General features: G+C 68.8%; 16 protein-coding genes and 1 tRNA gene. 4 read left to right on the top strand and 13 right to left on the bottom strand.

Features of this window, described 5'->3' with window-relative positions:
* Positions 1-34 precede the first annotated feature (34 nt).
* On the top strand, positions 35-640 hold the full coding sequence (locus VH567_RS04195; protein WP_423323408.1) for a cysteine hydrolase family protein: 606 nt from the start codon (positions 35-37) through the stop codon (positions 638-640).
* Between the two features lie 114 nt (positions 641-754).
* Here the strand turns inward: VH567_RS04195 and VH567_RS04190 are convergent, their stop codons facing one another.
* Positions 755-2050 (bottom strand): glycoside hydrolase family 130 protein, encoded by a 1296-nt coding sequence (locus VH567_RS04190; protein ID WP_423323406.1) that lies wholly within the window; start codon positions 2048-2050, stop codon positions 755-757.
* Between the two features lie 146 nt (positions 2051-2196).
* Between VH567_RS04190 and VH567_RS04185 the strand changes: the two genes are divergently transcribed.
* The gene (locus tag VH567_RS04185; protein WP_423323404.1) at positions 2197-2403 is read left to right on the top strand and encodes a hypothetical protein; all 207 of its coding nucleotides are present in this window, start codon (positions 2197-2199) and stop codon (positions 2401-2403) included.
* A 53-nt stretch (positions 2404-2456) separates the two neighbouring features.
* The gene (locus VH567_RS04180; protein ID WP_423323403.1) at positions 2457-3047 is read left to right on the top strand and encodes a hypothetical protein; all 591 of its coding nucleotides are present in this window, start codon (positions 2457-2459) and stop codon (positions 3045-3047) included.
* A 65-nt stretch (positions 3048-3112) separates the two neighbouring features.
* Here VH567_RS04180 and VH567_RS04175 read toward each other — a convergent pair whose 3' ends face one another.
* The 4 genes from VH567_RS04175 to VH567_RS04160 form a co-directional block, all read right to left on the bottom strand.
* Positions 3113-3964: an EF-hand domain-containing protein gene (locus VH567_RS04175; protein WP_423323401.1), complete on the bottom strand. Its 852-nt coding sequence runs from the start codon at positions 3962-3964 to the stop codon at positions 3113-3115.
* Between the two features lie 237 nt (positions 3965-4201).
* Positions 4202-5635, bottom strand: coding sequence for a sensor histidine kinase (locus VH567_RS04170; RefSeq protein ID WP_423323399.1), 1434 nt, complete (start codon positions 5633-5635; stop codon positions 4202-4204).
* Complete coding sequence (locus tag VH567_RS04165; RefSeq protein ID WP_423323397.1) at positions 5632-6354, bottom strand: response regulator; 723 nt, start codon at positions 6352-6354, stop codon at positions 5632-5634. Before VH567_RS04165 ends, VH567_RS04170 begins: the two co-directional genes overlap by 4 nt.
* Positions 6355-6494: 140 nt before the next feature.
* Positions 6495-7400: a LysR family transcriptional regulator gene (locus VH567_RS04160; RefSeq protein ID WP_423323395.1), complete on the bottom strand. Its 906-nt coding sequence runs from the start codon at positions 7398-7400 to the stop codon at positions 6495-6497.
* Positions 7401-7494: 94 nt separating this feature from the next.
* Between VH567_RS04160 and VH567_RS04155 the strand changes: the two genes are divergently transcribed.
* Positions 7495-8376: an aldo/keto reductase family oxidoreductase gene (locus tag VH567_RS04155; protein ID WP_423323393.1), complete on the top strand. Its 882-nt coding sequence runs from the start codon at positions 7495-7497 to the stop codon at positions 8374-8376.
* Between the two features lie 63 nt (positions 8377-8439).
* Here the strand turns inward: VH567_RS04155 and VH567_RS04150 are convergent.
* The 8 genes from VH567_RS04150 to VH567_RS04115 all read right to left on the bottom strand — a co-directional run bounded on the left by VH567_RS04150 (position 8440) and on the right by VH567_RS04115 (position 15025).
* Positions 8440-8516 (bottom strand) — tRNA-Arg (locus tag VH567_RS04150).
* 67 nt (positions 8517-8583) lie between these two features.
* Entirely contained in the window at positions 8584-9261 is a 678-nt protein-coding gene (gene nth, locus VH567_RS04145) for an endonuclease III (protein WP_423323391.1), read from the bottom strand.
* 4 nt (positions 9262-9265) lie between these two features.
* Positions 9266-10048, bottom strand: a complete 783-nt coding sequence (gene dapB, locus VH567_RS04140; RefSeq protein ID WP_423323389.1) for a 4-hydroxy-tetrahydrodipicolinate reductase — start codon at positions 10046-10048, stop codon at positions 9266-9268.
* Between the two features lie 212 nt (positions 10049-10260).
* On the bottom strand, positions 10261-11016 hold the full coding sequence (locus VH567_RS04135) for a nucleotidyltransferase family protein (RefSeq protein ID WP_423323387.1): 756 nt from the start codon (positions 11014-11016) through the stop codon (positions 10261-10263).
* Entirely contained in the window at positions 11013-11918 is a 906-nt protein-coding gene (locus VH567_RS04130) for a hypothetical protein (protein ID WP_423323385.1), read from the bottom strand. The genes VH567_RS04135 and VH567_RS04130 overlap by 4 nt, the downstream gene beginning before the upstream one ends.
* A gap of 13 nt (positions 11919-11931) precedes the next feature.
* Positions 11932-12906, bottom strand: coding sequence for a diacylglycerol/lipid kinase family protein (locus tag VH567_RS04125; protein ID WP_423323384.1), 975 nt, complete (start codon positions 12904-12906; stop codon positions 11932-11934).
* 178 nt (positions 12907-13084) lie between these two features.
* A complete protein-coding gene (locus tag VH567_RS04120; protein ID WP_423323382.1) occupies positions 13085-13549 on the bottom strand; it encodes a DUF2141 domain-containing protein in 465 nt (154 codons plus the stop codon).
* A gap of 132 nt (positions 13550-13681) precedes the next feature.
* Complete coding sequence (locus tag VH567_RS04115) at positions 13682-15025, bottom strand: lipopolysaccharide biosynthesis protein (RefSeq protein ID WP_423323380.1); 1344 nt, start codon at positions 15023-15025, stop codon at positions 13682-13684.
* Between the last annotated feature and the right edge of the window lie 80 nt (positions 15026-15105).

The following is a 15105-nucleotide window of genomic DNA, read 5'->3' as shown; positions in this document are numbered from 1 at the left end:
GAGTGTGTCAAGCAGCGGCCGAAGGAGAGGTGCGATGGCGCGGTTCGTGGTCGTGGTGGATACGCAGTGGGATTTCATGGCGGCAGACGGCGCGCTGAGTGTCGCCGGGGCGGAAGGGTTGGTCGCGCCGATGCAGGCGTGGCTGGCGGCGCTGACGCCCGATGAAACCGTGGGCGTGCTGTTCACCTTCGACACGCATTACCGCGAGACCTATGCCGCCTCGCCCGAAGCGGCGTTGTTCCCGATCCACTGCGTCCGCGGCACGCGAGGCTGGGAGAACATGCTCGACGTCGCGCTGATCGATCCGGCGATCCCCGCCTGGCGGATCGAGAAGGGGGTGTTCGACATGTGGGCCGAGCCGGGGCTGGCGATCGAAGACGCGCACGGTGCGGGCAGTACAATGCCGCGCGAAGACTTCTTCTCCGGCCTCGCGGCCAGCGGCATCAGCGACGTGACGGTCATCGGCGTCGCGGCGGACTATTGCGTCCGCTGGGCGGTGGAAGGCCTGATCGCGCGCGGCTTCGCGGTGACGGTTCCGGCCGGGCTTACGCGCGGTATCGAACGGCAGATCGAGGCGGTCGCGGTGGAGGATTTCGGGGGCAAGCGTCTGACTGTCTTATCGGCCGATCCCGTGGTGTAAGCCGAGTTCAGTGCATCAGGCGGCAGATCGCTCCCTTTCTTGTTCTCCCGCGAAGGCGGGAGCCCAGTCTGGACCCCCGCCTTCGCGGGGGAACAAGCTTTCACGCCGCCGTCCTTACGCCATCGCCGCGACCAGTCTTCCCACATCCACCGTCGCGAACGACGCGAAGTTGTCCGCCACCCCGAACGGCAGCAGCAGCGTCCGCTCATGCACGATCCCGCCACAGCTGTAGACGACGTTCGGCACATACCCGTCGCGTTCGTCGGGGCTCGGCGCGATCAGCGGGTCGGTCAGCCGCGCGAGCAGCCTGGTCGGGTCGTCCTTGTCGAGCAGGCACGCGCCGATGCAGTAATTGCGCACGCTGCCGACGCCGTGGGTCAGCACCAGCCAGCCCTCGTCGATTTCGATCGGCGATCCGCAATTGCCCATCTGGATATATTCCCACGGCCATTTCGGCTCGACGATCCTGGTGCCGCCGTTCCACGTCAGGATATCGTCCGACGTCAGGTACCAGATATTCTCGTTGTCCTGCCGCCCGAGCATCGCATAGCGCCCGTCGATCTTGCGCGGGAACAGCGCCATGCCCTTGGTGGCGGCGACCGTGCCGCGCATCGGCTGCATCTCGAACGTCTTGAAATCCTCGCCGCGCAGCATCTCGCAGCGCGTTTCCGACCCGCTGAACGCGGTATAGGTGCCGAGATAATGGTGCGCCTCGCCGTCGAAGAACCGGACGAGCCGCATGTCCTCGATCCCCTGGCGCTGGCTTGGCAGGATCGGGAACAGCACCGTCTCCGACACCTCGCGACTACCGCCGCAGTATAGCCGGGTGGGGCCGCCATCGGTCGCGCCCCGGTCCGACGGCTCGATCCGCGGCGGCACCGCGGTGGGGCTGGCGCGATCGACCGCGAAGCCCTGGGTCGGCGACCAGCTGCCGGTGCGGAACGTTACCGACGAGACATGCCCCTCGCCGATCCCGCGCAGCGACAGGATGAACCGCAGCCCGCCCTCGGGCGCGTCGTCCTGCTCGGGGTGCAAGACCATGCTGGGATTGAACAGCGCGGCGGCCTCGAACGAATATTCCTCGCTCAGATACGCGCCGATCAGGACCTGCTGGTCGTGCGTGATCGTCCGCGAATCCTGCACCGTCGCCATCACTTCGCCGAACCGGTGGAGCAGCATGGCGTCGACGTCGCGGTGTCGCTCGTCGAGCGAGGCGGTGACCCGCGCGCGCTCGGTGTGAAGTTCGTCGGTGGTCAGCGACAGCACTCGGTCGATCACCCGCGATGCGCGCGGATGGCCCTCGACCTTGAACGGTCCGGGATATTCGATGTTGAACGGCCGGATCACGGTCCGCGAGGGATCGGGCGTCAGCATCACGTCGGAAAATGTGACGAGGTCGGTATCGGCCATGGACGGCTCCCTTGGGGACGGATCGGTATCGCAGATCAGAACGCCGAAGTCGCCCGGTGGCTGCATCGCAAAGGTGCCGGCGTTGCCGGCCGATCGGCCGTTGGCAATGCCGCGGAAATACCCCGGCAAACATCGTCCGCCATCCCATGATTCTGATCTTTCGGCGGGGGCGCGACGTGCAGACGCAATCATCACGAACCGCCGACTGTGCGGTCGGCCGGCATCTGCCGCGGTCACGGCACCGCGACATCAAGGGCGAACCGATCCAGCGGTCCGCCTGCCGATGTTGCGGTGCCGCGATCGTAAAGTCCGCGGTCAGCCGCCGATGGATCATCTCGGGATTGCTCGGCTGAGCCGACATCCGGTTCCCCGCAGGGAAATCGGGTTCACCAAAGGGGACAAGACGATGAAGACGAGCTTCTGGGCGAAGGCGCTGCCGCTGGTCGGTACGGCGTTGCTGGCGACGATCATGGGGTTGCCGCTGCCGGTCGCCGCGCAGGGCCGGGGTGATGGTCCGCCACCGGCCGCCGATATCGCAAAGATGCAGGCGCGCGAGGCCGACGACATCGCGTTGGTGCTGGTCCTTCGACCTGAACAGCGACCGGCGCTGGCCGCGTTCCTGCAATCGATGATGCCTCCGCCACCGCCGCCGTCTGGACGCGACGGGCGTGGGCCGGGCCCGGATGAGTCGCCCCGTACCGATGCGGCTCCGCCGAGCGATGGCTTTGCGCAACATCTCGATCGGATGGCGAAGGACGTCGCGCGGCGATCGGCCGACGATACCCGCCGGCTCACCGTGGCGCGGACGTTCTACGATGGTCTCGATCCGACCCAGCGCCGGACGTTCGAGGCTTTGATGCGGTTGCGGCATGGTCCAGGGCCGGGTGGGCGTGGGCGTGGGCCTGGGCGTGGTGGTCCGGGACGTGGTGGTCCGGGCGGTCACGGCCCGGATGGCGACGGTCCGCCGCCGATGGATGGCATGCCGCCGCGGCCCTGATCGTCGGCCGACGCTGACCCCATGACCAGTGGCGCCGGTCATGGGGCTGGACGTTTCGCGCGCGGCTACGGCGTCGTCGACGGGGCAGGGCTGGGCTCCGCCGTTTCGCGCGGGGGAGGGGGCGGTCGATCCGAACCGTTCCGCCACGTCTCCGCACCCGCACGCGGCAGTTCGCCCCGCGTCAGCGCGCCATCGTGGTTCTTGTCGAGCGCTGCAAACCGCGTCGCGGCGGCCTTGGCGAATTCGGTCGCATCGATGCCACGGTTCAGATTGCGATCGGCCGCCGCGACCGGCTCGGGCAAGTCGAAAAAGCCGTAGCGCGCCGCGCCCAGTCGCTCGCGGACGGCGGCGCCGGACGCCTTGTCGTCGCCACCGAACTTCATGCCTGGGCCGCCGCTTCCGCCCCCGCTTCCGCCGCCGGGCCCGCCCGATCGTCCGCCCGATCCCCCGCCCGGCGGTCCACCATTGCCACGCGGACCGCGGCCACCGCTGCCCCTCGATGATCCGCCGCCGCTGCCGCCGACCCTGATTTCGGGCACCAGGGTGTTTTCGTAATAGGCGATGTCGTCGGGATCGATCTCGCCGTCCTTGCCGCGATCGAGCACGGCGAAGAACCGGGCCGCGTCGCGCTGGAATTCGGCCTCGGTGATGCGGCCATCGGCATCGGCGTCGGCGCCCGCGAACCATTGTTCCTGCGCGGCGCCCGGGCGTTGCGATGCGCGGAACGGTTCGCCCATCGGGCTGACGAACAACTGACCCCTGCCATGGTCGGGGCCATGCTCTGGACCACGCTCTCGGCTACCGCCTTCGCCCTTGTGTCCGGATGCCATCGGACCACCGGGCCCACGAGGCGGCGGCGTGTGCGTGGCGCAACCCGCCAGCGCGCCGGCAAGACCGATCAGAACGATTCTACGCATGCAAACTCCTCGATACTTCGAGCCTGTCAGACGCGCCGATCGTTGCCGCCATGTTTCAAGCGAACGATGCGATCCTCCCCCGCCAGGGGGAGGTGGCAGGCGTCAGCCTGACGGAGGGGGAGGAAAGGGGAACCGCCGTAGCGTGTCCTCCCCCTCCGTCACCTTCGGCGACACCTCCCCCTGGCGGGGGAGGATTGAACGCGGCCGCGATATTGACTGCCTTGGATCAGACCCGGATCAGACCGGCAACGTCACGTGTGCCAGCAGCCCGCCGTCCGGCCGGTTCTCGATCGTCGCCTCGCCGCCATGGCCGCGGGCGACGGCGCGGACGCTGGCGAGGCCGAGGCCGCTGCCGCCGGTATCGCGGTTGCGCGACTGTTCGGCGCGGAAGAACGGCTCGAACGCACGGTCGAGATCGGGCTGTGCCAGCCCCGGCCCGGTGTCGGACACCTCGATGATCGCGACGCCCGCCCCGCGCACGATGCGCACGTCGGCGTGGCCCGCATATTTGACCGCGTTGCCGACCAGATTGGCGAGCAGCGCCTTCAACGACGGCGCATCGCCCTCGATCGTCAAGGCCGCGCCCGGCTCCAGCACGACCGCATCGCCCTGGTCGGCGAAATCGTCGGTCACGCTTTCCGCCAGCGACCGCAGATCGAGCTTCTGGCGGCGGACGTGGCGGGTCATGTCGCGGACGAACGCCATCGCCGATCCGATCCGCTGGCTCATCTCCTGGATATCGGTCTCGCTGGAGGCACGGATGTCCTCCGGCGCCTTTTCGAGCCGCAGCGACAGCCGCATCAACGGCGTGCGCAGGTCGTGCGCGACCGCGGCGATCAGCGTCGTGCGATCCTCGACATAGCGGTTGAGCCGCTCCTGCATCAGGTTGAACGCGGCGGCGGCCTCGGCGATCTCGAACGGCCCCGACAGCGGCAGCGGTTCCGTGCGCGGATCGCGTCCCAGTCGCTCGGCGGCGGCGGCGAACAACCGGATCGGCTTGGCGACGCGGCGGGCGAGCGCCCAGGCGATCGGCGCGGCGACTGCCATCGCGACGAGGAACCACAGGATGATCCGCATCCGCCACGGCCCGATAGTGCCGTGGCCGGGCCGGATCACCCGCCATTTCCCGTTCGGCATCTCGATCGAGACGACGAACGGGCCGAACAGCGCATTGTCGAACGCCGGCGGTCGCCGTGGCGGGCGCCCCATGCCCATCGGTATCGGTGGACGCAGCGCGCCGGCGAACATCGGCATCGCCGAGCGCTCGGTCTCGACGGTGACCTTGGCGGACGGCAAGCCGAGGTCGGTGGCGATCGACTCGGCCAGATGGCGATCGCGCGGATTGTCGGTCGGGCTCGGCGGGCCGTTCGTCATGCTAATCGACAGCAGCCTGGCCGGATCGCGCCCCGTTCGTGCGACGGCGGCGACCCGCGTGGTCGTGAAGATGACCGGCATCGGCGGCGGAATGAACAGCACGACCGCGAAGTTCAGCACCTGGACGAGCAGCACCGTCGTCAGCATCAGCGCAAAGATCCGCACGAACAGCGGCAAGGATCGCTGCCGGCCGATCGCCGCGCCGGCCGTTCCCTCGACCGCCGGGCCGGTCGTTACGGCGCCCGCCGCGCCGGTCGTTATGGCATCCGTCCCGATATCCGTCCCGCCACCGATCATTGCCGCACGACGCGGGGTACGAAGAAATAGCCCTCGTTGCGGATCGTCCGGATGATCTCGTCGCCGCGCGATCGCAGCTTGCGCCGCAACCGGCTGACCTGGACGTCGATCGCGCGGTCGAACGCGTCGGTATCCGGCCCGCGCGCCGCCTCCAGCAACGCATCGCGCGCCAGCACCCGCCGCGGCCGCTCGACGAACGCCCGCAGCACCGCGAACTCGCCGTCGGTCAGGTCGATCAGCGTGCCCTCGGGATCGATCAGCTCGTGCGCGGCGAAATCGACCCGCCAGCCGAGAAAGCCGAACGACCGGCTCTCACCCGCATCCTGGATCTCGCGCGCGCGCAACGCGGCACGGACCGTGGCGAGGATCTCGCGCGGGCTGCACGGCTTCGACAGATAATGGCTCGCGCCAATCTCCAGCCCAAGGATGCGGTCGGGTTCGTCGCCCAGCGCGCTCAGCATCACCACCGGCGGTGCGCCGGCCCGCGCCAGCCGGCGGCATACCGACAGGCCATCCTCGCCGGGCATCATGATGTCGAGCAGGATCAGCGAGACCGGACGCCGCGCGAGCACGCCGTCCATCTCCTGCGCGTTGGTCGCGGTCTCGACCTGATAGCCGTGCATGCCGAGGCTCTGCGCGAGCAGCGTGCGGATCATGTGATCGTCGTCGACCACCAGCAATACGGGTTTCGCCGAATCGGGAACGGAAATTGAGCTCATCGGTCGCTCCTATGCGCGGCGTGTGTTCGGCATGTTTCAGGCGTGTGGTATTTGCGCCACAGCTGGCGGCAAAGTGTCTGGCATGGTTCGAGAAAAGCTGTTGCTCGCAACGGCCTGCGCGCGACCTCCGACCCGGACTATCATCCCGCTGCCCGGCGGGCGCCGACGAAATCGACGAACGCACGCAGCGGCGCCGGCAGATAGCGGCGGCCGGGATAATAGAGGAACATGCCGGGAAAGCGCTGCCACCACGGCTCCAGCACGGGCACCAGCGCACCGCTGTCGAGATGGGGACGCAACCAGTCCTCGAACAGGTGGATGATGCCGGTCCCCGCCAGCGCCGCGTCGACCGCGAGATCGGTCGCGGTGCCGATCCGGACGATCAGCGGCCCGTTGGGCTCGACCTTGACGATCTCGCCCGCGCGTTCGAATTCCCACGCGTCCATCGCCCCGCTCGCGAACTGGCCGCGCAGGCAGGCATGGTCGAGCAGGTCGCGGGGATGCGCGGGGTGACCGCATCGATCGAGATAGCCGGGCGCTGCGGCCGTCGCGAAACGCTGTTCGCGGGGACCGATCGGCACCGCGATCATGTCCTGTTCGAGCCGCTCGTCGAACCGGATGCCGGCGTCGCAGCCTGCCGCGAGCACGTCGACGAAGCTGTCGTCGGCGATCACCTCGAGGCGGATGTCGGGATAGGCGGCCAGGAACGCCGGCACGATTCCCGGCAACACCATTCGCGCGGCGCTGACGGGCACGTTGAGGCGCAGCGGACCCGCCGGCCGATCGCGGTAGCCATTGACCACGTCGAGCGCGGCGTCGACCTCGGCCAATGCCGGGCCGAGCCGGTCCAGCAGTCGCGCCCCGGCTTCGGTCGGCGCGACGCTCCGCGTGGTGCGGTTGAGCAGCCGCACGCCGAGCCTCGCCTCGAGCCGCCGCACCGCTTCGCTGAGCCCCGACGCGCTGCCGCCGCTCGCCCGGGCGCCGTCGCGAAAGCCGCCAGCACGGGCGACTGCGACGAACGCGTTCAGGTCGCCGATATCTGCCATTGTGCGCGCCTTCGAACAGCCTGTGCCGATACTGTCCCATTATCGCGACAAGCGCGAGCGTTCATAACGGGCCGACACATCGAGGAGAGCGACCATGACCGAGATCACCAGCGCCGGCACCTATTCACTCGGCGATCGTACCGTGAAGCGCCTCGGCTATGGCGCGATGCAGCTTGCCGGGCCGGGTGTGTTCGGGCCGCCCAAGGACCATGACGCCGCGCTTGCCGTGCTGCGCGCAGCAATCGCGGCCGGTGTCGACCATATCGACACGAGCGATTTCTACGGCCCCCATGTCACCAACCGGCTGATCCGCGAGGCGCTGCATCCCTATGCCGACGACCTGGTGATCGTCACCAAGATCGGCGCGCGGCGCGGGCACGACGGGTCCTGGGATCCCGCCTTTTCTCCCGCCGACCTGACCGGCGCGGTCCACGACAATCTCCGCAACCTCGGCGTGGAGACGCTCGAGATCGTCAATCTCCGATTGATGTTCGATGCGCATGGCCCTGCCGAGGGCCCGATCGCGGCGCAACTCGCCACGCTGGTCGACCTCAAGCGCGACGGGCTGATCCGCCATATCGGCCTCAGCAACGCGACCGCGCGCCAAGTCCGCGAGGCGCGATCGATCACCGACATCGTCTGCGTCCAGAACCAGTACAACCTCGCGCACCGCGACGACGACGCGCTGATCGACGAACTCGCCAAGGCGGGCATCGCCTATGTCCCGTTCTTCCCGCTCGGCGGCTTCTCGCCGCTGCAATCGACCGCGCTGACGCAGGTTGCGCAGACGGTCGGCGCGACCCCGATGCAGGTCGCACTCGCCTGGCTGTTGCAGCGCGCGCCCAACATCCTGCTGATCCCCGGCACGTCGTCGACCGGCCACCTCCACGAAAACCTCGCCGCGGCCGAACTGCTCCTGCCCGCAGACGCCATCGCCGTGCTGGAGACGATCGGCGGCAAGACCGACCAGCACTGATAGCACGCGAGCTGATGGAGGCGGAGGTGGAGCAGGAGCGGTCGGCCGATATGGCCCCGACTGTGGTGCACCCGACTGGATTCGAACCAGTGGCCTCTGCCTTCGGAGGGCAGCGCTCTATCCAGCTGAGCTACGGGTGCCTGAAGCGACCGCCTAGCAAAGCGGATCGGGGTGCGCCAGACGTTTTCGTGTCGGTGCGTCGTTACTTCACGGGCTGGAACGGGCCGAGACCGCAGCGGACCTGACCTTCGGCGGCGGCGTCTTGGGTTTGAACGCACAGAGATCGCTGACGATGCAGCGCCAGCATTCGGGCGTGCGGGCCTTGCAGACGTATCGGCCGTGCAGGATCAGCCAGTGATGCGCGTGGAGGCGGAAGGGCTGCGGCGTGGCCTTGTCGAGCTTGAGTTCGACCGCGAGCGGGGTCTTGCCGCGCGCGAGCCCGGTGCGGTTGCCGACGCGGAAGATGTGCGTGTCGACCGCGAACGTCTCCGCGCCGAACGCGACGTTCATCACCACGTTGGCGGTTTTTCGCCCGACGCCCGGCAGGCGTTCGAGCGAGTCGCGATCGTTGGGCACTTCGCCGCCGAAATCGTCGATCAGCATCTGCGAGAGCGCGATGACGTTCTTCGCCTTGGTGTTGAACAGGCCGATCGTCTTGATGTGGCGCTTCAGCTCGTCGAGCCCGAGCGCGACCATCTTGGCGGGCGTGTCTACCTCGCGGAAAAGGGCGCGCGTGGCCTTGTTGACGCCGACGTCGGTGGCCTGCGCCGACAGCGCGACGGCGACCACCAGCGTGTAGGGATTGACGAATTCGAGCTCGGTCTCGGGATGCGGATCGGCTTCGGCCAGACGCGCGTAGAACTCGATGACGTCGGCCTTCTTCACCGTCCTACAGCCCGAGCACGTCGCCCATCCGGTAGCGGCCGGCGGGCTGGCCGGCGAGCCAGATCGCCGCGCGGACCGCGCCGCGCGCGAAGATCGAGCGATCATCGCCGCGGTGGTTGAGCTCGATCCTTTCGCCTTCGCCCGCGAATATCACGCTGTGGTCGCCGATCACCGACCCGCCGCGCAAGGAGGCGAACCCGATCGTGCCCTCGGTGCGCGCGCCGACCAGCCCTGCACGGCTGTCGACGCGGAGTTCGGCGAGCGTGGTGCCGCGACCCTTGGCGGCCGCTTCGCCGAGCAATAGCGCGGTGCCCGAAGGCGCGTCGACCTTGTGCTTGTGGTGCATCTCGACGATCTCGACGTCCCAGTCGGAGCCGAGCCGCGCGGCGGCCTCGCGCACCAGGATGCCGAGCAGCGTGACGCCGAGCGAGGTGTTACCGGTCTGGAGGATGGCGATGTCCTGCGCGGCGGCGTCGATCATCGACTGGTGCTGCGGCGACAGGCCGGTGGTGCCGATCACGATCGCGGTGCCGGCCGCGCGGGCGGCGGCAAGATGCGCCTCGACCGCGGAGGGCGTCGAGAAATCGACCAGCACGTCCGCGGTCCGGGCAAGTTCATTGGGATCCTCGCGCGCGTCGACCCCGCCGGCGAGCGTCGCACCCGCCGCCTCGATCGCATCGACGATCGCACGACCCATGCGGCCGGCGCTGCCGTAGATGCCGATCGACGGGGTGGCGGTGGCGTGCGGGGCGGGGTGGGGCGCGATTGCGGGGGCTGACGTTTGCATGGCAGCGCTTTGCACCAAGGCAGGGTTTGGGGACAGGGGCGAACGATAACGCCGGGCAATTTCTTCGTGGTTTTGATTTTACGGGAGAGGCCTAAATCCCGTCACCCCAGCGGAAGCTGGAGTCTTCCGCGTGGCACGCGACGAAGGTCTCACGGGGAGATCCCAGCTTCCGCTGGGATGACGGGTATTTGGTGAGGCTAAGGGCGGGGCGTTTATCGGCCCGCGGTCAGCGCTCGGACCAAGTCGAGATCGGCGGGTTTGTCGACGTCGACGGCGGCGAGGCCGAACGGCGTCGACACTGCGGCGGCGTTGAGGTCCGCGAGCCGGCCGAGGTGCGCGATCGCCGCGACCAGCGTCAGCCGGCCCGACAGATAGCGCAACAATGTGCCGATCCCGAGCCGCCGGACGATCCGCCAAGGTCGCTTGCGATCCGCCTCGACCTGCGCCCACAGGTCGAGCGCGGCGACCGAGCGGGGGGTGGCGAAGTGGAACAGGTTGCACCCCGACCATGCGCCATCGGCAAAGCGCAGATAGGTGCGGCGCGTGCCCGGCGCGGCGGCCTCGATCACGTCCTGACGGGCGAGCAGCGCGGCAACGTCGGCCTCCGGGGGGGCGTCGGCGAGAAAGCGCGTGATCCACTCAGGCTCGAGCAGCGCATGGTCGGCGGTGGTGACGAGCAGCGGCGTGCCGAGCGCCTCGATTCCTTCGCGCACGCTGAGGCTCGGGCCGGTGGCGGCGGTCAGTACGGTGAGGCCGAGCGCCAACGCCTCCGCGCGGACCGCGTCATCGGAAACCGAAACGGCGATCCTGGTCGCGCCCGCGTCGCGTAGGGCCTGGGCGACCCGCGCGAGCAGCGTCTGGCCGTCGAGCACGATCAGCGCCTTGTGCGATGCGCCGCCATAGGCCGCGACCGGATCGACGCCGCCACGCGAGCCGGCGAGGATCAGCGCGCCGAAACCATCGTTCATGCCGGTTTCGCCGCCTCGTTGGTGCGCGCACGCCAGACCCGCCAGAACACGCCGGGCGCCGCGAGAATAGGGTGCTTTTCGCGCCACGGCGTCAACGGCACCGGGATCCCGGTATGCCGCTCGACCTTCCACGCGCCGTACCGCGCGGCACCTTCGAAGGTGAACGCGGCGCGCATCAGGCGGACGACGTTAAGCGGCTTGCCCGCGCGCCGCCGGTGGCCCCACGCGCGCACCAGTGCCGCGCGGCGGGAGAGCGTGAGTGTCGGTTGGAGGACGCCTGCGCTATCCGCGAATGCGATCCCGTCCGCCGTCCAGGCGAGCGGGAGGAGCGCAGCGTAGCGATCGGGATCGAAGCCGAGGATCTGCCCCTCGCGACCCTTGCGCTCGACGCGCAGCTCGGCGGCATAGGTCTGGCGGAACAGTGCGCGCCAATAGTCGTCGGCCGTCCCGCTCGCGGGGCCGAGCGCGGCGGCGAACCGCGCCGCCGACTTCGCCGCATCACCGATCGCGGTCACGACTGCCTCCGACGTCGCGTCGTCGCGTACCCAAACCAGCGCGGACGGCTGCACGAACCGCGTCCAGATGGTGGTGTCGAGCGTCCGTGCCGCGGCGGCCTTCGCAAACGTCGCGAGCCGCATCGTCGCGATCTTCGCGCGCAGCGTCTCGCCGTGCAGCGCGAACTCGCGGTAGCTGACGGTCGGCCAGATGCCGCGCTCGGGCGGCCCGGCGGTCAGCACGTAGAAGTCGAGCACGCCCTCGGTCAGCCCGGTGCGCAGGTTGGAGCCGTAGAACAGCACCGCCACCACGTCCCAAGGCTCGGCGAGCAGCGCTGCCACGTCGCGCACCGCAGGAATCGTCGACGCGCGAAGCTGGCGCCGGACGACGTCGTCCAATGTGGTCACGGCCTGCGCTTGATCACGGGACGACGAAGCGGAGCGGCTTGCCTTCGCGTACGATCAGGTCGCCGCCGGGATAGATCTCGCCATCGAGGATGAACCCCGACTCGATCGACAGCTCGAGCGATGGCGCATCGATCCGGTGATAGCCCGCACGATCGAGCCAGGCGGCGGGCGACCCCGCCACGATCAGCGGCGTCGCGGCGGCCAGCCAGCGCGGCGGCGCGTCGACCACCAGCGTCTTCATGCCGCCGCGGGGCACGCCGAACGGACGGATCCCGACCGGCATCCGCTTCAGCGTCGAGGCGAGCATGATATAGCGTGCCCGATCGGTGTCCGCGTTCGCACCGGGCGCATGCGGTCCGGTCACGTCGCCACCCTGGAAGCGAATCCGCATCCGGTTGCCCGCGCGCCACGCACTGTTGGCGCCGCCGAACAGCGTCTGGAGGATCGCCCAGCATAGCGCCAGCCCGACCGCGACGCCGTTGAACGCGCCCGCGCGGTGCGTGCGCTGGGCAAGCGCGGTCGCCTGGACGAACGCGCCTGCGCCAAACAGGAAGCCGTGGAGGCGCAACCCGGTGTCCTTGCGGACGATCTCGATCGGACTGCGCGTCTTGACGTTGCCGTCGCGCGCGGCGGTCAGCGCCTGGTCGAGCGTCCAGGTGTCGGGAATGCCGAGATCGAGCGCGAGCGCATTGGTCTTGCCCGACGGTACGATCGCCACCCGCGGTGCAGCGCCGGTCCAGACGCGCGCGGCGGCGGTCATCACGTCGCGGATCGTGCCGTCGCCGCCGTCGATCACCAGCAACTCGATCCCGTGGCGCGCGAAATCGGTCAGCACTTCGGCGAGTTCGGCCTGCGTGCGCGGCGTCACCGCCACCACGGTACCCGACAGGAACGGCTTGGTCGCCTCGACGCTGCTGCGGTTGCGATGGCTCTTGGGGTTGCAGATGATGCCGGTACGGATCTTCGCCGCTGCATCGCGCGGGCTCACGCCGGGACGCCAGACGACGGGCGCCGGGACTGGCGACGGCACGGGCGGCGCGAGTGAGTGCCCCTGAAACGCCTGAAAATTGGAAACCGCATCAGCCACAATATAAACTACCCATCATGGCACGTAACCGCCATAGATTTATGTCAGAAAGATTTCTGTTTGGCGTCAGTCGGTTCACTTACCGGCGATAGCGCATCTTCATCCGCACCACCGTTCCGGGCGCAGACAGCGGCGTCCGTACCGATTCGAACGAAGGAAGACCGATCGAGGTCGGCGCGTCGTTGGAGAAGCCGAAGCCCTCCTTCGGCATGAACAGCGTGCGGTTGAAATTGTGATCGCTGTTTTCGTCGTGATACTGCGCGATCGCGTAATAGCCGGGCTTCAGCCAGAAGCAGGCGCGCGGCGTCGCCGCCGACACGCGGGCGCGCACCAGTTTCGCGCCCTTCGCCAAAAAGCGCTTCTTGTCATCGGCATACACCGTGAAGGCGACTTCGCCGACTGCATTGTGCAGCGTCGTCGCCTCGAGCACGAGCTTTGCCTTGCCGGTGCCGGGCGTGCCCTCGCACGTCTCCGCCGCCTGTGCCTGGACGGGCGCGAACAGACCGGCCAGCGCGGCCAGACCCAGGGATGATAGGTATTTCATCGGTATATAAAGACCCGGAAAAGTGGCGATAGCGGGGCGACGCGATGACAGCGTCGACGTGAACGCCGCCTTTATCGTGCCGACCGGCCCGTTCGCCGCATCCGGTCCTTATCGGGGTCCTTGCCGGGGCCTTTATCGGGGGCGCGTCATCCGCGCGGCGGCAAAGCCGAGCAGGATCGCGACCGCAACCGATCCGACCGCGACCGCGGCGGCGACCCCGGTCGAATCATAGGTCGGCATCAGCGCGAACGCCGTGACGAACAGCAGCAGCACGCCAACCGCACGGATCGCAAACACCGTGCCCGCGCGGTGCAACGCGGTCATCACCGTGTCGAGGCTGACGGTGGCGAGATCGAAACAGCCGGCGGCGGCGAGCCACAGCAGCACCGGATAGGCGTGACCGAACGACTTGCCGCCGACCAGCTTCAGGATCGGTTCGCCGACCAGCGCGACGATGGCGAGGATGACGAGCGCGGCGGCGGTGCTCGCCAGCATCGTCCGGACCAGGATGCGGCGCAGGCGCGTCGGCTCGGCCGTCCGTACCGCGCGCACGATCTCGGGGAAGGCGGCGCGCGACATCATCTGCGACAGTTTCGCCAGCGCCTGTGCCAGCTGCGTCGCGAGCCGGAACGCGCCGGCCGCCGCCGGGCCGATCGACGCGCCGACCAGCAGCAGCGGGATCTGCTTGCTCGACAGGCCCAGCGTCGCGCTGGCGTTGGTGCTCAGCGAAAAGCGGACGATACCGGGATTCTCGTCGCGGATCTGCGCCCAACTGCCACGCCCGCGCGCAAGCAGGTGCAGGTCGCCGCTTTTGGCGACCATGATCCAGTAGGTCGCGGCGGTCACGATCTCGGCGACCGCCCAGGCGATCATGAAGCCGCGGATGGTCGGTTCGAACAGGATCGCCGCACCCGCGCCGATGAAGCGCATGATCGGCGTCATGCTGTCGGCGAGCGCGGACAGCGAGAATTTGTCGCGCAGCCGCAGGATGCCGAGCGGGGTCGAGCGGATCGTCACCAACTGCACCACCGCGAACATCAGCGTGTCGCGCATCAGGTCGGGCGGGATGCCGAACCCGTCGCTCCAGGCATACAGGATACCCACGCTCAGCACCGCACCGACCAGCGCGCTGCACAGGTCGAGGATCGCCGACAACCGCAGCAGCCGCGCGAGCCGGGGCGTATCGCCGTGCTGGATCGGCTCGACGCCGTATTGGACGATGATCTGCCACGTCTGGAAGCCGACGAAGGTCGCCAGCGCCTGCGCCGCGCCCGAGATCAGCGCGAACCGGCCGAAATCGACCACGCCCAGCGTGCGCGTCGCGAACCCGAGATAGAAGAGCGACAGGATCGCCAGCACGCTGCGGCTCGCGAGCAGCCAGCCGAGGTTGCGCGCTGCCGCCCGGAAAATCCCGGTCGTGCCGGCACGAGCCGGTGAAGCCGCCGGGCCCGGAATAGGAGCGGGGTCCTGAACCATCTGGATCGGCCCCTAGAGCGGGATCGCGGAGGCGGCAAGCTACGCGGCGGCAAAGGGGTGCGCGGAGGTGACAAAGCGGC

The sequence above is a fragment of the Sphingomonas sp. 4RDLI-65 genome (assembly GCF_049472435.1).
Taxonomy (GTDB): domain Bacteria; phylum Pseudomonadota; class Alphaproteobacteria; order Sphingomonadales; family Sphingomonadaceae; genus Sphingomonas.
This window is presented reverse-complemented; position numbering and strand designations above follow the sequence as displayed.